Source organism: Cohnella fermenti (genome assembly GCF_004801405.1).
GTDB classification, from domain to species: domain Bacteria; phylum Bacillota; class Bacilli; order Paenibacillales; family Paenibacillaceae; genus Cohnella; species Cohnella fermenti.
Genome location: NZ_SSOB01000034.1, coordinates 1 through 19,375 on the forward strand (window position 1 = coordinate 1; position 19,375 = coordinate 19,375).

Below are 19,375 nucleotides of genomic sequence, written 5' to 3' on the forward strand. Positions count from 1 at the left end.
TAAACGACTCTGTTGCCAGCTTCGCTCCAAGACTCGCTATTGGTGGCGTGGCTTCGCCTTTTCCAAGCAGGGTTTCCACCTGCTAAGTTACTCAACCTATGCTCGGTCGCTCTGATTTTTCACATTCATTCGCCGTCTCGCCCCCCTCCCAGGCGCTTTTTATGTGGTTTTTCGCATTCATTCGCCCATTCCACCCTCACACCGGCGCTTTTTATGCGGTTTTTCACATTCATTCGGCAACTTCGCCGCATTTCGGAATTTTTTATGTGGTTTTTCGCATTCATTCGGCGCCCCCGTCGAATTCGGCGAATCCGGGCTGGCAGCGAATAAACGCCCCCTGTCGGTCCCTATGCCGGTTCTATGGGCGGCGGAATAACGAGACAACGAGAGGCCGAGCGGACTTGCGTCCGTCGGCCTCTCGCGTGTTCCCGTATTCACCTTGGCAGCCGGCCGCTTGCGAAGAACCGTTACGCCGGCTGCCCGCAGCTTGGGCAGAACTTCGTGCCCGGGGCCAGCTCCTCGCCGCAGCCCGCGCAGAATACCGTTGCCGCCTCGACCGCCGGCTGCTCCTCTTCCTCCGCCGGCTCGGCGGCGTCCACGATCTCGGACTCGTCCGGGATCGAATCGACCGGCACCGCGACGGCCGCCGCGGGAGCCGGGATGTCGAACTTGTGCCCGCACTTCGGACAGAACTTCGTCTCATAGTCCACCGTGTTGCCGCACACGCATTCCTTCTCGTTGCGCAGCGCGCGGATGCGATCCTCCAGCGCTTCGATGTCCTTGCGGATGCCGCCGATCGCCTCGCATTCCGGGATGATCTGGCTCTCCGCCTGGGACAGGTCCTTGGCCAGATACGCCTGATAGACCGCCTCGCCGATGACTGCGAAGCGCTTGTCGATCTCCTTGCGCTTGCCGGAGATCTGCGTGTGCAGCTTCGTGATCTCCACGGTCTGCTGCGCCTTCTCGGTTGCCGTCGATACTCCCTTGCTGACCGTCTCGGTAAACTTTTTCAGAAAACTCATCTTATCCGCCTCCCATTCGATCCAATCCTATTATCCCATACGCAACCGGCTTCGTCACGGTTTCGCACTCCGCCTGACCGGCTCTCTCATCCCGCCGAACGAACCATATCTCAAGCTTATGATCGACAGGTATACGATAAGAATAAGCAGAGCGAACAAGATTGTAAAGACAAGACCGTGCCGATCGAGCCCCGACAGCACCCCGTCGATCAACCGGAACGGGCTGAACAGCACGTCCCAGCTATTGAGCCGGATCACCCGCCCAAGATAAACGCCGAACCCGCCGAGGAATGACACGACCAGCACGAAGAGCCATCCCGCAGCACGGCCGAGAAACCCTTCGACCAGCTTGTGGAACTGGAACATCGACAGGTAGCCGAGCATGAGGCCGCACCAGGAGAACAGGAAGTACATAATCAGATCGAACCACAGAATAAGCGAGCTGGAGTCCCAGGTCCAATAATGCTCTTGCATGACGTGGATCAGGTCGGTCACCAGATAAGGAGCATTCGGATAGAACAGCAGCCAAGCGACTCCCAGAACAATGACGGACACCTTCCTGACGCCGTCGCCGATCACCCGATTCGAGGCGATCATCGCGGCGGTCATGGAAGCGATAAGCGGTAGCCAGGCAAGGAACAGATTCCACAGGAGGAACCCGTGCCGGAACAGCTCCGTCTGATAAGCCCGGACGATGAGGAACAGAACGCACAGCGCGGACGTCCCGCATAGAACGAAGAACGCTGGCGAGAAGAGGGACGGCGCGGAATCGTCGCCGGGTCTCGGCAAGCTCATGAGCGAACCTCCTGTTGGATTTGATTTTTGTCGGGGGTTGATGCCCGATGGGTGTTTGATTTCCGTTGCGAAATGATACGATTCTCTTGTCTCTTATTAATTTCTTCGCGCGAAGGCTCTCCCCCTCCCCGCTCCGGCTGATAGAATGGAAAAATACCGCAACAACTCCCAAGGAGGTTTCCCTTCCATGTCCAGATTCAAACTATCCGTCTTCACGGTGTCTACACCCGACTTAACCCCGAGCGAGACTTGCGAAGCAGCCAAAGCCGCCGGCATCGAAGGCATCGAATGGCGCTGCAAGGACACTCCGGCAGAGGTTCTGAACGAAGCGCCGTCCTATTGGGGCCACAACCGCTCCACCTTGGCAACGGCTCCTTCGCCCGCCGAGATCGCTTCCCTGAACGACGCCGTCGCCGCCAGCGGGCGGAGCTCGATCGCCCTCGTTCCCTATCTGACCTGCGGCGATCTTGAGGGCACGGAGGCGCTGTTCCGTCTCGCGAAGACGATCGGAGCGTCCATGATCCGCGTCGGGGTGCCGGGGTATCAAGCCGAGATCGGGTACCATCCCCTGTTCGAAAAGGCAACCGCTTACTTAAACGAAGTGGAGGCGATGGCGCGAGACTACGGGGTTCAAGCCCTGATCGAGATCCACCACGGCACGATCATTCCAAGCGCGTCCGCCGCCTTCCGTCTCGCCTCCCGTTACGATCCCGAGCGCATCGGCGTGCTGCTCGATCCGGGCAACATGATCTACGAGGGCATGGAGAACTTCCGCATGGGCATGGAGATTCTCGGCCCCTACCTCGCCCACGTTCACGTGAAGAACGCGGGCTGGCAGCCGCAGCGGCTGGCGGACGGCAGCGAGCACCCCAACGCCGCCAAGGCGGCGGGCGCTCCCGGAGCGGACGCCTCCCCGCTCGACCCGATCGACTGGGCGTGCGGCTGGCGGTCGATCGCAAGCGGAGCCGTTCCGTGGAGAACCATTCTGCGCGAGCTCGACGCGGTGGGCTACCGGGGCTGGCTCGGTGTAGAGGACTTCAGCGGCTCGTACGGCACCGCCGAGATGCTCCGCACGTTCGCCACCCAGATTCGGACCTGGGAAGCCGAGCTCGGCCTCTGAGCCGCCCCAGGAGCGCACGAGCGCATCCGTTCCAACGCGACAAGAAGACCCGGCACCGCGCTCGCAGCGCGGACCGGGTCTTCTGTTGTCTCGCAACTAGTCTCGCAACTATCCGGCAACGGGTGTTACGCGAGGGCGTCGCCGAACTCCCAATCCAAGGATGTGGCGAGGGCGGCAAGCTGCTCCCGCTTGCGCGCATACTTGCACACCGTGCTGACGTACGTCGCGTGGGACCACGTGAGCGGCGCCACGGACAGCGGCGTTCCGTCGAGCGGATGCAACTGCTCCGGCAAGTTCCCGCCCTCGATCGTGCCGCGGGACACCTTCTCGAGCGTGATCCGCGGCGCCTCCAGATCCTCCAGCCGCTTCGCCGTCTCGATCTGGAAGTTCGCCACCCAGAGCGTACAGATGATCCACGGATTGCCGGGAACCCGGTCCACGTCGTCGCTCTGCTGGAAGTAGTAGTCGTCCGTGTACCGCGCGATGCCGCCGACGTCCGTCTGAATCGCGAGCCCGGTCGCGATCGCGTTCATCGTCTTCGCGACCCGTTCGTCATCGGCCGGCAGCACGCCGAACTCGAACAGGCCGAACAGGCTGCTCTCGAGCGTCATGTCCTTCACCCAGACGCCGTCGCGCTGGACGAGTCCGCGCGCGAAGCGCCCCTGCTCCTCGTCCCACAGATGGCTCAGCATCCCCATCTTCATCCGCTCCGCCACATTGCGGTAGCGGTCGCTGCGCTCGTAGTCGCCGAACAGATCCGCGAAGTAGGCGGCCGCCATCAGCCCGCCGTATACCGAAGCGGTCGTGTACGTCCAGATGCCATAGCGTTCCTCCCACAGATCGTAGCTCGGCAGCGGAAGTCCGAGCGACGGCTCGACGAAGTCGCACAGGAACGAAGCCGCCTTGCGGACAAGTGTCGGATACAGCGCCTGCGACAGCTCGATCTCGCCTTGGCGCTCGTAGTCCTTCCACAGCGCGAACAGCACAAGCGCCGTCTCGTCCTCCTGGATCGGCAGGCGCGGGCTCCCTTGAACGACATACGGATGCCAGCTCGAGCCGACCGTGCCGTCCGGGTTGTACTTGTGGTACAGATAGCCTTCCGGCGAGAGCGCGCGGTTGCAGAAGTCGAAGAACGGCGCGATCGTGCCGTGATAGCCCGCGAGGCTCATCGCGTCGGCGACGAGCGCTCCGTCGCGGGGCCACATATAGCTGTAGTGGTCGCGATTGTACTGCAGGATGTCGGTGTCGTTCGCCGCCAGAATGGCCCCTCGCTCGTCGATCTGCGTTCGCACGATCAGCAGGCTGTGCTTGAACAGGCGAACGACTGCGGGCGGCAGATCGCCGAAGTCGCTCCCGGCCTTCGCCAGCCAATTGTTCCAGTAGATGACGATGCGGCTCAGCAGCTTCTCCGGATGGCTCTCGTGCACGTATTGGTCGAGCCGCTTCACTTCCTCGAGATCGGTGCCGACGGCCATCCAGTAATAGAACGTGCTCTCGCTGCCTCCCGGCACGTCCGCGCGGAAGCTGATCGTGCTGTCGACCGAGCCCTGCGCGATCGCATTGCCCATGAGCTCGCCGTCCTCGGCGTCCCGCCACGTTCCTTCCGCCGAATGGAACCGTTTGATGCCCGTGGAGAACTGATAGATGCCGCCGCCCTGGGAGCGGCCGTTAAACATGAAGTAGGAAGAACGCTTATAGTGGAAGACGGTCCGATTGCCCGGATAATAGGCGGCCGTATCGCCCACCTCGTTGCCGTCGATCATCAGGTCATGATGGAAGAACACTCGAACTTCCTTCGCTTCCCCCGACAGGTTGCGGACGACCACCCGCTTGATGTAGATGCTGTCCCGTTGATGGATGCCGTCGTTGATGTGCAGCTCCAGGCCGAGCCCTTCGTGCCGGGCGATGACGTTGGTTACAAGCGAGTTGTCGATGTAGCCCAGCTCGATCTTCCAGCTCGGATCGTCCAGCCAGACGAACTTCCCGTTGCACCATACCCCGAACCGGCACATCTGGCCTCCGATATGATTGAGCTGCCCGACATAGGGGAAGTACAGATCCCGCATGTAACAGTTGCGGTCCAGATTGATGAGCATTTTCCCATTCCCGATAACCAGATGGCGAGCCATAGCGTAATACCCCTTCCTTAGTTGACAAGTTCGCGATAGAGCTGCATGTATTCCCGAGCGGAGGATTCCCAGCCGTAATCCTGCTTCGCCCCGTTCGCAACGATCCTCTCCCACTCCTCGGGCCGGCGGTAGAACGAGAGCGCCCGCTTCACCGTGTAGATCAAGTCATGCGCCGAAGCCGGGCCGAAGCTGAAGCCGTTGCCCGTGCCGGCGAATTCATTATATGCCTCGATCGTATCCCGAAGCCCTCCGGTCTCCCGGACAATCGGGACGGTGCGGTAACGCAGGGAGATTAATTGGCTGAGGCCGCAAGGCTCGAACCGCGAAGGCATCAGGAACATGTCCGAGCCCGCGTAGATGCGCCTTGCGAAGCCTTCGTTAAAGCCGAACCAGACGAACAGGCGGCCGGGATACCAGTCGATCGCGCGGCGGAACAGCTGCTCGAACTTCGGCTCCCCCGACCCGAGGATGACGAGCTGCAGCTCCTCCTCCATGAGGGCGGGCAGCGCCTCCGCGATCAGGTCGAAGCCCTTCTGGTCGACCATGCGGGAGACGACGCCGACGACCGGAATGCGGGCATCCTCCTTGAAGCCGATCTCCCGCTGCAGAGCCAGCTTGTTCTGCCGCTTCTTCGCGAGCGAGCTGCGGTAATGGACCTTCACGTTCGGATCGGTCATCGGGTCGTAGCTCTGCGTGTCGATGCCGTTCACGATGCCGCGCAGATCCCACGCCCGCATCCGGAGGACGCCGTCCAGCTTCTCTCCGTACTCCCACGTCTGAATCTCGCCCGCGTACGTCGGGCTGACCGTCGTCAGCTTGTCCGCGTAGCGGAGGCCCGCCTTCATGCAGTTGCCGCCGCCGTAGAACTCGATGCCGTCCTCGGTGAACAAGTCGTCCCCCGCCGACAGCACGTCCTTCAGCTTCTCGCGGGAGAAGACGCCTTGATACTGAAGATTATGGATCGTGAACACCGTGCGGATATGGCGAAGCGCCGGATAGTGGGAATAGCGGGTTCGCAGCAGCATCGGAATGAGCCCGGTCTGCCAATCGTGGCAGTGTACGATATCCGGAAGCTTGTCCCGCTCCGAGCGCGCCAGCAGCTCCAGAACGGCGAAGTTGAAGAAGGCGTAACGCTCGATCTCTTCTTCGCCGTATCCGTACAGATACCCCCGGTGATAGAAATACTCGTTGTCGATCAGAAGGAACCTCACGCCGTCCACAACAAGCTCGAACAGGCCGCAATATTGAAGCCTCCAGCCGAGCGAGACATTGAAGTGCTCCAGGAACGTCGCCTTCTCCGCAAGCTCTGCCGGAATGGCCCCGTACTTGGGCAGAAGCACGGTCACTTCCGCCCCCAGCTTGGAGAGCGCCTTCGGCAGCGCTCCGACGACGTCCGCGAGGCCTCCCGACTTCACGAGCGGCACGGCCTCGGACGCCGCGAACCAGACTTTCATGGACATCCCCCTTGTATCAGATTACGTTGCGCTTAAGCGCCATGAACGGCATCTCCGACGTCCCCCGCAGTTGCTGCTGCGGGCGAATCTCCACTTCCTTGTCGAGAATGCAATTCTCCAATCGGCCGTTCTCGCCGATGATTCCGTTCTGCATGACGATGCTGTTGCGCACGACCGCGCCCTTGCGCACCTTGACTCCGCGGAACAGAATGCTGTTCTCGACCGTCCCTTCGATCTCGCAGCCGTTCGCGACAAGCGAATGGATCGCCTGCGAGCCGGAGCGGTAACGGGTCGGCGGTTCGTCCTTCACCTTCGTGAAGATCGGACCCGGACGGAAGAACAGTTCGTTCCAGACGTCCGGATTCAGCAGCTCCATGTTGTGCCGGTAATACGACGGAATCGTATTGACGACGCCCAGATAACCGTCGTGCATGTAAGCGTCGACGTTCAGCTCGGACAGCCGCGGCACAATCGCATGGCGGACGAGATGATCCTTCCCTTGCGCAAGGGACGTCTCGACCAGATCCATGAGCAGATCCTTGCGCATGATGTACATCTCCATCGAGACGAGATCGCTCGCCAGGCGGCCGAAGTGATCCTGCATCTCCACGACGCGGCCGCCCGCATCCAGCTTGACCTTCCTCGTCAGTCCCGTTTGCGCATGGGGCCACTTCTTGCAGACGACGGTAATGTCCGAGCCCTTCTCCCGATGCTGGTCCAGAATCGCCGCGAAGTCCACGTTGCAAGCCATATGGCTGCGCGCGACGACGACGTATTCCAGCCCGCTCCGGGCGAAGTAATCGCGGTTCCGATAGAACTGGTACAGATCGCCCTTGCCGAAGTCGGTCATGTCCTCCATCGACGGCGGAAGCACGAACAGGCCGTTCTGCTTGCGATGAAGATCCCAGTTGCCGCCCGAGCCGAGGTGGTCCATCAAGGAGCGGAACTTCGTGTGCGCGAAGACGGCGACCCGCGGCACGCCGGAATTGACCATCGACGACAGGACGAAGTCGATCAGGCGGTAGCGCCCGGCGAACGGAACCGTTGCGAGGCAGCGGCTCGCGGTCAGGCTCCCCATCTCTTCGGTCTCGTGAATCAGATTGATGACGCCCATCAGCGGGAGCTTCATATCGGGTTCGCCTCCTCAAGCGGTTTCTCGAGCTTCACGACATCTCCGCTGCCGACCACGGCGATCTCCTCCGAAGCGGCGCTGCCGACCTGGCAGCCCTCGCCGACGACGGCTCCTTCGCCGACAATCGCGCGAACGACCTTCGCGCCGCGTCCGATAATCGCGCCCGGCATAATCACCGAATCCTCAATGACGCTCCCTTCGCCGACCTTGACGCCGTGGAACAGAACGGAGCGATTCACATGGCCCTCGACGACGCTTCCTTCGTTGATCATCGAGCTCAGCACGGTCGCTTCCGGGGACAGATATTGCGCCGGGCGATTCGGATTGACCGAATAGATGCGCCAATCGCGGTCGTACAGATCGAGCGACGGCTCTTCCTCGAGCAGGTCCATGTTCGCTTCCCACAGACTCTCGATCGTGCCGACGTCCTTCCAATAGCCATCGAACCGATAGGAATAGAGCCGGGATTGATCCGCGAGCAGCTTCGGAATGATGTCCTTGCCGAAGTCGTGGGAAGACGGCGAGGTCGCCTCGTCTGCGATCAGCGCTTCCTTCAGCACCCGCCAGGAGAAAATATAAACGCCCATCGAGGCGAGATTGCTCTTCGGCTGCTTCGGCTTCTCCGCGAACTCGACGACCCTGCCTTCCTCGTCGACGCTCAGGATGCCGAATCGGCTGGCGTCCGCCCACGGCACCGTAATAACGGCGATCGTCGCGTCCGCATGGTTCCTCTTATGCTGTTCGAGCATAAGGCTGTAGTCCATCTTATAGATATGGTCGCCGGAGATGATCAGAACGTACTCCGGTTCGTATCTCTCTATGAATCCGATATTTTGATAGATGGCATTCGCCGTGCCCTTATACCAGACGCCGCCCTTCTGGCGCACGTAAGGCGGCAGAACGTGCATGCCCCCTTCGCGACGGTCGAGCCCCCATGGACTTCCGATTCCGAGATATTGATTCAGGACAAGCGGTTGGTACTGCGTCAGCACCCCGACGGTCTCGATCCCCGAATTGACGCAATTGCTGAGAGTAAAGTCAATGATGCGGTACTTGCCTCCGAAATGTACGGCCGGTTTGGCCAAATCCTTCGTGAGTACGCCCAATCGACGTCCTTCTCCTCCGGCTAGAAGCATGGCAATGCATTCATTGCGGCTCATAGGCACTACTCCTCTCTGTTCGATGGCTCCTTGCCTGCTCACGGGCCGTTATTCGACCGCGATGCGATCCGGCTCTAATAATAGGAATGACAATGAAGGCAGTGGAAGCTCTATGCTGAACGGTTGCCCGTGAGAAACCTTGCGTGTCGCCTTGATTCGGCGGGGCATTCGGGTTCCCGATCCCCCGTAAGTCGCGACGTCGCTATTCATGATGATGCGATACGCGCCGCCCATCGGCACTCCGATCCGGAAGGCGGAATGGGATTGCCGCGAGAAGTTGCAGACGACGATCAGATGGCGCTTCGCGTCGCCCGCCCTGCGTATGAAGGCCAGCACGCTCTGCCCGGCGTTGTCCGCGTCGATCCATTCGAAGCCCTCGTGGCTATGGTCTCTCTCCCACAAGGCTCGCTCTCCCGAGTAGAGAGCGTTAAGATCGCGGGAATAACGCTGCATCCCGTCGTGAAGCGGGTAGCCAAGAAGCAGCCAATCGAGCCCTTCGGCATCCTTCCATTCGTCGAACTGCCCGAACTCGCCGCCCATGAACAGCAGCTTCTTGCCCGGGTGGGTCATCCAATATCCGTAGTAAAGCCTTAGGTTGGCGAATTTCTCTTCGTAGGTTCCCGGCATCTTGTTCAGCAACGAACGCTTGCCATGAACCACTTCGTCGTGCGATAGAGGAAGTACGTAATTCTCTGAGTAGGCATATAGCAATGAGAAGGTCATGAGGTGGTGCTTGGCGGGCCTGTCGTCAGGGTCGGTCTCCATATAGCGGAGGGTGTCGTTCATCCAGCCCATGTTCCATTTGTAATTAAAGCCCAGGCCGCCCAAGTAAGTCGGTTGGGTCACGCCCGGCCAAGCGGACGAGTCTTCGGCGATCATCAGCGTCTCCGGATGATAGCGGAACACCGTCTCATTCAGCTTGCGGAGAAAATCAAGGGCTTCCAGGTGCTCACCGCCCCCGTGCCGGTTCAGCGTGTGCATCTCCGGCGGTTTGTCGAAGTTGAGATCGATCATGCTCGCCACGGCGTCTACCCGAAGGCCGTCGATGTGGAAGACGTCCAGCCAGAAGATCGCGTTCGAGATCAGGAAGCTCAGCACCTCCGCCTTGGAGAAGTCGAAGGCGAGCGTTCCCCAGAGCGGCTTCTCGGCGATTCGCGAGTCGGAATGCTCATAGAGCGCTCCGCCGTCGAATTGCCTCAGCCCGTGGTCGTCCTTGCAGAAGTGCCCGGGCACCCAATCGAGAATGACCCCGATTCCCCGCTTGTGGCACCGGTCCACAAGCTCTTGGAGCCCTTCCGGCGGACCGTATCGGCTCGTCGCCGAATAATAGCCGGTCGCTTGGTAGCCCCAGGAGGCGTCGAGCGGGTGCTCGCCCAAGGGAAGCAGTTCGATATGGGTGTAACCCATCGCAACGACGTAATCGAGCAATTCATCCGCCAGTTGCCGATACGTGCGGAACACTTCGCGCTCCTCCATCTTCCATGCGCCGAGATGAACCTCGTACGTAAGGACAGGCCGCCCGTAAGGAGGATTCTTCCTCTTATGCTCCATCCAGGCCGAGTCGTTCCATTCGTGCAAGTTTAAATCCGCGACGATGGAAGCCGTGTTGGGGCGAAGCTCCGACTGGAAGGCGAACGGGTCGGATTTGAGCCGTTTGGTGCCGAAGGAATCGATGATCTCGTACTTATAAGCGGTTCCTTCGCCGATTCCGGACACGAATCCGACCCATACGCCGGTCGAACCGACAAGCTGCAGCCGATGGTCTTGCCCGTTCCAGCCGTTGAACTCCCCCGCGATGCGCACTTCCCTGGCCTTCGGCGCCCAGACGACGAAGCGGACTCCGGCCGCCCCGTCATATTCATGTTTATGTGCTCCGAAGGTTCGATAGGCGTGGAACAAGTGACCATTGTTAAACAAATACAATAATTCTGACGCGAGAAGCGGGGCACTTACAGCCATTCCAAGAGGCGCCTCCTTTGTACCGATATGTTTGGGTAGGCAAGGGAATGTCCTGACGGCGGTCGGCAAGCGGCTTGTAATTTGTCATTTTTCCTTACAAATTACACGGATATTACATTTATTATAGTGGAACAGACCCCATTTTTCATCTGAATTTTCATAAATATTTTCGAGTTTTCTCGGTTTTGACAAAAAAAGAGCTCCTTCGCGGAGCTCCTGACATGAGTAGGTACCATTCGTGTTAATTCTCGGTTAACTGATTGTGAAGCGAGGCGGACTATTATTTGAAAAACGCGATCTTCCGCAGCAATTCCTTCGATTCCGACAACAGCGCCTCCGACGAGGCGGCAATCTCCTGCATGACGGCGGTCTGTTCCTGCGTCGCGGAGTTCACCTCGAGCGCTCCGGACCGGATCGAATCGGCCACGCGGGACACTTCTCCCGCTTCCTTCAGCGTTCCTCCCGCCTGCTCCGCCTGCTCGGACATCTGCAGCGCGATGCGGTCGATCGTCTCGCTGACCAGTTGCGCATCCCTCGCGATCTGGCCGAGCGATTCGGCGGATCGCTCCCCGTTCCTTGCCTCTTCCAGAGCGACAATGTATTGCTGATTCATATGCTCGACAACTCCGGCTACCTCGGCCTGAATCTGGGAGATGAGCTTGCGGATGTCGCGCGCTGCACTTCCGCTCTGCCCCGCAAGCGTCTTCACCGCGTCCGCCACGACGCCGAAGCCCTTGCCTTCCTCGCCCGCCCTTGCCGCTTCGATCGCCGCATTCAAGGCGAGCAGATGCGTCTGGTCCGCGAAGTCGCTGACGACGGTGGAGATCGTTCCGATCTCGCCGGCGTACTCGTCCAGCCTTCTTGCGATCGCGAGCGCCTCCTGGTTCATGTCCGACAGACGCTTCATCCGGACGACCATGGACTGGAACACCGCCTCGCTGTCGTGAATCGAGCCCATCATCCGCTCCGTGCGCTCGCGGGCGCTGAGCGCCTGCTCGTCCAGTTCATGCGACGCCTGCGACAAGCTGCTGACGGAATGCATCATGCCTTCCGCCGAAGAGAACTGGCGGACGCTGCCTTCCGAGATCGTCTCGGCGCGGTGCGAGATCTGCTCGATCTGCACGGCCGCCTCGCCGATCGCCCCTTGAAGCTCCGCCACGTGAACGCCCGTCAGCTCCGAGTGCGCGCGGATGCCGCTGATAATCTCGCGAAGCCGCGTCTGCATCTCGTCGAAGGAACGGCCGAGCCGCGTCAGCTCGTCGTCCGACTTGCCGATGACGACCCGCTCCGCCAGCCTCCCCTCCGCCGCCTGCTGCGTCGCGGACGTGAGAGACAACAGCGGCCGCAGCAGCCACTTCGCGAAGAGATAAGCGAACAAGGACGTCCACAGAATGCCGAGCGCGAGCGTCATTACGACGAACCATTGCTCCTTGATCCCGTCGAAGTATTTTTCCAACACCAATAGAAAAAAAGCGCTTGTCCCATAGGTGATCATAGAGACGAATGTAATTCCGAGCACAAGCTTCTTGACGATTCCGAATCGGATAGCCATGCCGCAGCCCCCAAGCCTCGATAGTTATGATGGTATGGCGATTGTTCCTCCGTCGGGGCACCTCCCCAACTATTCCCATCATAACCTGCCTTGTCAACCCTCGGTGTGATTTATGTCACAAGTTCACTAAATCTTACGAAAGGGCGGGACCGGCGGATGGAAGCTCTCGTGCGTCAAGTCCGAGTTGACCGCGATGGCCGCCCGGCTCCCTTCCGCCGCGGCGACGATGAGTTGGGCGGGAGCAATAATCGCCGCATCCCCCGCCGCGAACACGCCCTCGACGCTTGATCTGCGCGCTGCATCCGTCTCGATCCCCCCGTCCTCCGCCAGCTTGCAGCCCAAGCCGACATGAAGGTCGGACGCCTGCTCCCATTCCGCGATCGCGATGCCTCCAAAGCGGGCCGCTTCGGTTCCGTCGGCGAAGCGAATCGTCTGCAGACGGCCGGCTTCGCTCGTCAGCGAATGAATCGCGGACTCCCGATAAGCAATGCCGTTAAGCCGCAGGAACGACTCCAGCTCGGACGGAAGCGCCCGCCCGTTCGTGCAGACGAGCAGGTCGCGGCTCCATTGCGACAGCGTCTGGGCCATATGCGCAGCCTTATGCGGATCGTCCGCGAGAATGGCAAGCGGCTTGCCCGCCATCTCGAATCCGTCGCAGTAAGGGCAACTGAACACGCTCGTTCCGTAGCAGGCGGCAAGCCCGGGGATGGCCGGCAGCGTCTCCCTCAGCCCCGTTGCGAGAATGACCTTGCTTGCGAACGCCTCTCCGCCCGATCGGAAGGAGAGGACGAAGCGCGGATGCGGAGCGTCCGGGCCGACTTGCCGCAGCGCGATCACCCTGTCCGCCCGGCATTCCACGGCCGAGTACTTCCCAAGCTCCTCGTGCGCCTTCGCCCGGAAGTCGGCCGGCGAGATGCCGTCCCGCGTCAGGAACCCGTGCGAGTGCTTCGTTACCCGATTGCGCGGCGTTCCTTCGTCGAGCAGAAGCGTCCGCCTCCTTGCCCGCCCCAGCACAAGCGCCGCACTTAAGCCGGCCGGGCCTCCGCCGACGATCGCGCACTCATACTCGTTGTGCCTGTTCATGCCGCGCCTTCCCCCTCACCAATCGAGCTCCTTATCGTTCTTCCCCAGTATGAACGGAATTCGAACCGGGCAAACGGGAGGTCAACGGAACCGATGCCGCATACAAAAACGCAAGGCCGCTCCGACGATGCGGGGCGATCCTTGCGTTTGATTGACTCGGGCTTAGCATTGACTCTGGCTTAGTAGTGGCTTGGCTTAGCGCTGGTGAGCCCAGGCGACTTGGCCGAAGCGCAACTCGCTCTTGAGCTGGCGGGTGTTCGTGTCCTTGTCGATGACGACCGCCTCGATGTTGAACAGCTCGGCGAGGTCAAGCATCTGCTCGGTCGTCACGACTTGCGAGTAGACCGTGTGGTGCGCGCCGCCGGCGAGAATCCAGGCTTCGGCTCCGACATGCAGCGACGGCTCCGGCTTCCATAGCACGCGGGCAACCGGCAGCTTCGGCATCTCCTTCTCGACCGCGACGCCTTGAACCTCGTTCACGATCAGGCGGAAGCGATTGCCGAAGTCGACGACGGAAGCGTTGATCGCAGCCCCTGCCTTCCCCTCGAAAACAATCCGAGCCGGATCGGCCTTGCCGCCAATGCCGAGCGGGTGAACCTCGATGCGAGGCTTCGTCTCCGCCAGCGTCGGGCACACCTCGAGCATGTGCGCGCCGAGAACCAGCTCGTTGCCCGGCTCGAAGTGGTACGTGTAGTCTTCCATGAAGGACGTCTGCACGCCGCCGGCAACGATCTTCAGCAGGCGGGTGAGTGCCGCCGTCTTCCAGTCGCCTTCTCCCGCGAAGCCGTAGCCTTGCTCCATCAGGCGTTGAACCGCGAGGCCCGGCAATTGCTCAAGGCCGTGCAGGTCTTCGAACGTCGTCGTGAACGCCGTGAAGCCTCCTTCGTCGAGGAAGCGCTTGATCGCAATCTCGAGACGAGCCTGATAGGCGATCGCGTCGCGGACCGGACCTGCCGTGCGCCCCGCTTCCACGATGTCATACTTCTCGGCATATTCGCCAAGAAGCTTCTCCACGTCCGCAGCGGACACGGCGTTCACATATTGAACAAGGTCGCCGACTCCGTACGTATTGACGGACCAGCCGAACTTGATCTCCGCTTCGACCTTGTCGCCCTCGGTAACGGCCACCTGCCGCATGTTGTCGCCGAAGCGGCATACCTTCAGGGTGCGGCTCTCGCTGTAAGCGACCGCAGTGCGTTCCCATTCCCCGATGCGGGCGCGAACGGCGGAATCGCTCCAATGGCCGACGACGACCTTGCGGGAGATGCCGAGGCGGGCGCCGATGAAGCCGTATTCGCGGTCGCCGTGGGCAGCTTGGTTCGTATTCATGAAGTCCATATCGATCGTATCCCACGGAATGTCGCGGTTGTACTGCGTGTGAAGGTGAAGCAGCGGCTTGCGCAGCTCGGTCAGGCCCGCGATCCACATCTTCGCCGGGGAGAACGTATGCATCCAGGTGATGACGCCGGCACAGCTCTCGTCGGCATTCGCTGCATTGAGGATGGCGCGGATCTCGGCCGGAGTCGTAACGACCGGCTTGAAGACGATCGGGAACGGAATGGCGGAATCGCCGGACAGCGCGCCTGCGATCTCGCTTGAATGCGCATTCACTTCCTCGAGAGTCTCGGGTCCGTACAGATGCTGGCTGCCGGTAATGAACCAGAATTCATATGGTTTCAGTTGAATCATCGGGATGCCTCCTGAGAATATGATAACTTGTACGTACATAATTACAATCTCAGTTTACTCTTAAAAAGGCGAATGATCAAGGTTTAGCGTGACTTTTTCGTGTAAATCCGATAGGTTCCCGACGTTCGAACTCCAACTTGTACTTACAACATTGCATCGCCATCTGACGAAGAGGCTCCAGCCATGGACCAACTCCCCCCAAATACGATTATGCCGCCTCTCCCCTTCACTCAGGCACTCACCTCAATGTCCTAGGCGCTTGAAGCTGATTCATCAGAGGATACGAGCCGGTTTGTTGGGTGGTCGAGCTGATTCGTCGGGTGATCCATGTTGTCGCGTAGAGCGAATGGTTTGTGCGGCGTTTCCCTGGAGGGAGTCGCGGGGAGAGGAGGCATAACCTCAGCGGCGGAAGTAATGGCGCAGCCATCTCCACCGCCGCGCGATTCGCCCTCTTCCGGTCCCCGATGACAGTTGCGATTTTATGTGATTTTTCACATTCGTTGGCTTGGATCGGGAGGGAATCGAGGGGTTTATGCGGTTTTTAGCATACATCCGGCAATTCGAGCTAGAATTGTCTTCATTTATGCTATTTTTCACATATAATCGCCCGAACCGCCCGTTATCGAGCTGCGCCAATGTGGTTTTTCGCATAAAAACCCGGCGGCCATCGGCATCGACGGCTTCCGTCCCGCTTCTCGCCGCTCGACTGGGGCGACGGGGACAACTGGGGCGACTGGGACAACGCGGCTCAACCCAAAATCGCCCTCGTCGCGCCGAGTCGGCGATACGAGGGCGATTCCGTTCCTGCTGCTAGAAGGTCGGCAGATTATCCAGGTTGTTCTCTTTGATGCCGTCGGCATTCGAGCGCAGATGCTCGTCGCCGTCCCGACCGCGGAAGACGTTCACGCCCGCGATCTTCCCTTGCTTCGCCATAGCCTGCGCTTCCTTGTAGCCGACAACGGTGCCGGAAGTCAGTTGCAGCTCCGTAATGTCTCCGTCGCCGTTCTTCCGAACCGCGACGACATGCTCCAGGTTCGAGTCCACCCTACCACCTCCTGACACGGTTAGGTTGCCGCGTCCGAGGAAGATTTATGCAAGGCGTTACGGAAGCAGCGGCTTCAGCGCGAACGCGAGCCCGTAGCCGCGGTCGGCCGGCAGCGTGAACTCCGCGTGCACCGGAGCTCCCCAACTGTCGTCGCCGCCGACTCCCATCTGCTTGCCGTTCACCCGAACGGCCGTATGCTCCGTCTGCGGAAGCAGATGATGGTGCGTGGCACTCTCCAGCTCGAACGGCGTGTACGGCAGCGCGTTCCATTCGAACGGCGACTCGCTCTCGAACCGGAAGCCGAGGCCCGCGGCGTTCGTCGCTTCGGCGAAGCGAACGTCGGTCTTGTTGCCGTGCTCCTGCGGCCGCAGGTACGGCACGACCTGCCCGGCCGTCGTCCCTGCGTACAGGCCGAGCTTCGCGCTCGCCTTGCGGTCCCAATAATTCTCGTGCGGACCGCGGCCGTACCAGCGCAGCCGGTCGAACGACTGCGGAAGCGCAAGCCGGACGCCGTATTCCGGAATCTCCGGCAGGCCTGCTCCCGGCTCCAGGCTCAGCTCGATCCGAACCGTTCCGTCCGCTTCGATCCGGTACGTCACCCGGCAGAACGAGGCGAACGGAGCCGTCGGAAGCTCGAACTGCGCCGTCACCATGGCGGCTCCGGCCTCCTCCTTCCAATCGAGGGAGACGAGCTTGCGGCTTAAGCTGGCATCCCGCCAGGTCGCGCACAGCTCTTGATGCTTGTAGCCCTTGTCATTATCCGTGAATGCCCGCCAGAAGTTCGGCTCGACCGGGCTCTCCAGCAGCTCCGTTCCATCGAGCTTATAGGAAGCCAGTGCTCCCGTCGCCCGGTCGAAGCCGGCGGCGAAGCGGCCGCCGCTTACGATTAACTCGCCATCCGTCGCTTCAACGGTCAGGGCCGCTTCTTGCTCGGCCTTTGTCGTTACGGAAGAGACGGGAGCTGCTCCCGCAGCGTTCCCGACCGGAAGAACGAACTGCCCGTAGGCGATCTCATGTCCGGCTTCCGCCCAGACCGTTCCTTCCTTCAATGCGGCGGACAGAGTAAGCACGTATTCGACTCCCGCTTCCGCCCCCGCCTTATAAGCCGCGCTCAGGTCGAACGCCGCCGACTCGCCCGGAGCCGCGCCGATCTCGAGCTTTCCGGAACCGACCGCAGCCCCGTTCGCCGTCAGCGTCCATGCGAAGTCATATTCGTCCAGGTTCGTGAACAGGAACTTGTTCTTCGCTTCGAACGTTCCCTTCGCCGGATCGATGGTCGAGAATTCGATATTCTGGTAGCAGGCCTTCGCTTCCAGCAGCTTCGGAGAGACGGAACGATCCGCGAAGATAAGTCCGTTCCCGCAGAAGTTGCCGTCGTGAGGCGATTCGCCGAAGTCGCCGCCGTACGCCATGTGGCTGCCGCCGTCTTCATCCTTGATGCGGATTGCCTGGTCGACCCAATCCCAGATGAAGCCGCCCTGCAGGATCGGATACTTGTCGAACAGCTCCGTATACAAGTGCAAGCCGCCGCAGGAATTGCCCATCGCATGGCTGTATTCGCATAGCAGGAACGGCTTGCCTCCTTCGCGGTCGCCCCCATACCAGGTCGGGTCGGCCGTCCCGAGCGCATAAGCCTCGATATCCGCCGGCTTCGTGTACATCTGGCTCTCGATCTCGGAAGCCGCCTCCGACTTGCGACAATGGAACACACCTTCGTAATGGATGACACGAGACGGATCGCGCCGCTTCAGGAAGTCGTGCATATGCAGGAAGTTGTCTCCGCCCCACGATTCGTTGCCGAGCGACCAGATGATGATGGCCGGATGGTTCTTGTCCCGCTCGAGCATCGAGCGGGCGCGGTCGACCACGTTGTCCCGCCATTCCGGCTTGCTGCCCGGAACCGTGTTGCCTTCCTCGTGCTGGTCCTGGCCGTACTGCCAGCTCCCGTGCGTCTCCAGGTTCGTCTCGTCGATGACGTACAGGCCGTATTCGTCGCACAGCTCGTACCACTTCGGATGGTTCGGGTAATGCGACGTGCGGACCGCGTTGATGTTGTGCTGCTTCATCAGCACGACGTCGCGCACCATGTCCTCGTAGCTGAGCGCCCGACCGGTGTCGCAGGAGAACTCGTGGCGGTTCGTCCCCTTGAACACGATGCGCTGGCCGTTGATCTTCATCAGTCCGTCTTCGATCGCGAAGCGGCGGAAGCCGACCCGGCAACTGACCCACTGCGTTATCTCGCCGCCGGACTCGCGAAGTGCGAGGACCAGCGTATACAGATTCGGATGCTCGGCGCTCCACTTCAGGGGCTCGATCACCTCTGCCGCTCCTTGCAGCTCGCAGGTCTTCTTTTCCCCCAATCGGCCTTGAAGCTCCAGCGGTTCCGCCAGCACGCCTTCTCCGTCCCGGTAGAGCTGAACGAGCACAGACACGTCCTTGCGCGATTCCGCCTCGTCCTCGATCAACGCCTCGATGCCCAGACGGCCGTTCCGAAGCTCCTCGTCCAGTTCCGGATGCGCGAAGAAGTCAACGATGCGGGTCGGCTTCGACGAATACAGGAACACCTCGCGGAAAATCCCGCTCATCCGCCAGAAGTCCTGGTCTTCCAGCCAGCTCGCGTCGCACCAGCGGTATACCTCGACGGCCAGTGTGTTCGTTCCTTCGTGCAGGTACGAAGTGAGGTCGAATTCCGCCGGGGTGAACGTATCCTCGCTGTAGCCGACGAGCTCCCCGTTCAGCCAGATGTAGAAGGCCGATTCGACGCCCTGGAAGCTGATGCGGACGGGCTGCCCCGCCCATGCCTTCGGCACCTCGAACGTGCGGACATAGGAACCGACCGGATTGTACTTCGTCGGCGCGAACGGCGGAACAAGGTCCTCCTGGTGAATCCACGGGTAGTTCACGTTCGTGTACTGCGGGTAATCGTAGCCCTGAAGCTGCCAATGCGACGGAACCGGGATGTCGTCCCAGCCGGACGTGTCGAAGCCCGTCTCGTAGAAGTTCCGAACCCGCTCCTCCGGATTGCGCGCCCACGAGAACTTCCAGGTGCCGTTCAGCGACAGATAGTAGGGAGACTTCTCCCGTTCGCCGCGAAGCGCTTCCTCCAAGGTGTCGTAGCTGATCATCGTGGCATGGGCAGGAAGACGGTTCAGTTGGAAAATCTCCGGATTGTTGTTCCATTCAGGATACCCGTTCGCAGGTGGCGTGTAGTTGAATTTGGGTCGTGTCATTGTCG

The 19,375-nt window shown here is 60.7% G+C and carries 13 protein-coding genes; 1 reads left to right on the forward strand and 12 read right to left on the reverse strand.

Annotation, left to right across the window (positions count from 1 at the left end):
• Window positions 1-467 precede the first annotated feature (467 nt).
• Together E6C55_RS22685 and E6C55_RS22690 are read right to left on the reverse strand one after the other, a co-directional pair.
• Window positions 468-1,022: a zinc ribbon domain-containing protein gene (locus E6C55_RS22685; protein WP_136372106.1), complete on the reverse strand. Its 555-nt coding sequence runs from the start codon at window positions 1,020-1,022 to the stop codon at window positions 468-470.
• 54 nt (window positions 1,023-1,076) lie between these two features.
• On the reverse strand, window positions 1,077-1,817 hold the full coding sequence (locus E6C55_RS22690; RefSeq protein ID WP_136372107.1) for a DUF1361 domain-containing protein: 741 nt from the start codon (window positions 1,815-1,817) through the stop codon (window positions 1,077-1,079).
• 187 nt (window positions 1,818-2,004) lie between these two features.
• Here E6C55_RS22690 and E6C55_RS22695 point away from each other — a divergent pair, with 187 nt between their 5' ends.
• On the forward strand, window positions 2,005-2,937 hold the full coding sequence (locus E6C55_RS22695; RefSeq protein ID WP_136372108.1) for a sugar phosphate isomerase/epimerase family protein: 933 nt from the start codon (window positions 2,005-2,007) through the stop codon (window positions 2,935-2,937).
• Between the two features lie 125 nt (window positions 2,938-3,062).
• Here E6C55_RS22695 and E6C55_RS22700 read toward each other — a convergent pair whose 3' ends face one another.
• The 10 genes from E6C55_RS22700 to E6C55_RS22745 form a co-directional block, all read right to left on the reverse strand.
• Window positions 3,063-5,066 carry a glycoside hydrolase family 15 protein gene (locus E6C55_RS22700; protein ID WP_136372109.1) on the reverse strand — a complete coding sequence of 668 codons (2,004 nt, stop codon included), beginning with the start codon at window positions 5,064-5,066 and terminating at the stop codon, window positions 3,063-3,065.
• A gap of 17 nt (window positions 5,067-5,083) precedes the next feature.
• Complete coding sequence (gene glgA / locus E6C55_RS22705; protein ID WP_136372110.1) at window positions 5,084-6,520, reverse strand: glycogen synthase GlgA; 1,437 nt, start codon at window positions 6,518-6,520, stop codon at window positions 5,084-5,086.
• A gap of 16 nt (window positions 6,521-6,536) precedes the next feature.
• Window positions 6,537-7,649: a glucose-1-phosphate adenylyltransferase subunit GlgD gene (glgD, locus tag E6C55_RS22710; RefSeq protein WP_211093633.1), complete on the reverse strand. Its 1,113-nt coding sequence runs from the start codon at window positions 7,647-7,649 to the stop codon at window positions 6,537-6,539.
• A complete protein-coding gene (locus E6C55_RS22715; RefSeq protein WP_136372111.1) occupies window positions 7,646-8,812 on the reverse strand; it encodes a glucose-1-phosphate adenylyltransferase in 1,167 nt (388 codons plus the stop codon). Before E6C55_RS22715 ends, glgD begins: the two co-directional genes overlap by 4 nt.
• A gap of 48 nt (window positions 8,813-8,860) precedes the next feature.
• On the reverse strand, window positions 8,861-10,771 hold the full coding sequence (gene glgB, locus E6C55_RS22720) for a 1,4-alpha-glucan branching protein GlgB (RefSeq protein WP_136372112.1): 1,911 nt from the start codon (window positions 10,769-10,771) through the stop codon (window positions 8,861-8,863).
• A gap of 280 nt (window positions 10,772-11,051) precedes the next feature.
• Entirely contained in the window at window positions 11,052-12,323 is a 1,272-nt protein-coding gene (locus E6C55_RS22725) for a methyl-accepting chemotaxis protein (protein WP_136372113.1), read from the reverse strand.
• Window positions 12,324-12,449: 126 nt separating this feature from the next.
• A complete protein-coding gene (locus E6C55_RS22730; protein ID WP_136372114.1) occupies window positions 12,450-13,406 on the reverse strand; it encodes an NAD(P)/FAD-dependent oxidoreductase in 957 nt (318 codons plus the stop codon).
• Window positions 13,407-13,601: 195 nt separating this feature from the next.
• Entirely contained in the window at window positions 13,602-15,095 is a 1,494-nt protein-coding gene (araA, locus tag E6C55_RS22735; RefSeq protein WP_136372115.1) for an L-arabinose isomerase, read from the reverse strand.
• Between the two features lie 810 nt (window positions 15,096-15,905).
• Window positions 15,906-16,139: a DUF3892 domain-containing protein gene (locus E6C55_RS22740; protein ID WP_136372116.1), complete on the reverse strand. Its 234-nt coding sequence runs from the start codon at window positions 16,137-16,139 to the stop codon at window positions 15,906-15,908.
• A gap of 57 nt (window positions 16,140-16,196) precedes the next feature.
• Window positions 16,197-19,370, reverse strand: a complete 3,174-nt coding sequence (locus tag E6C55_RS22745) for a glycoside hydrolase family 2 TIM barrel-domain containing protein (protein ID WP_136372117.1) — start codon at window positions 19,368-19,370, stop codon at window positions 16,197-16,199.
• Window positions 19,371-19,375 lie beyond the last annotated feature (5 nt).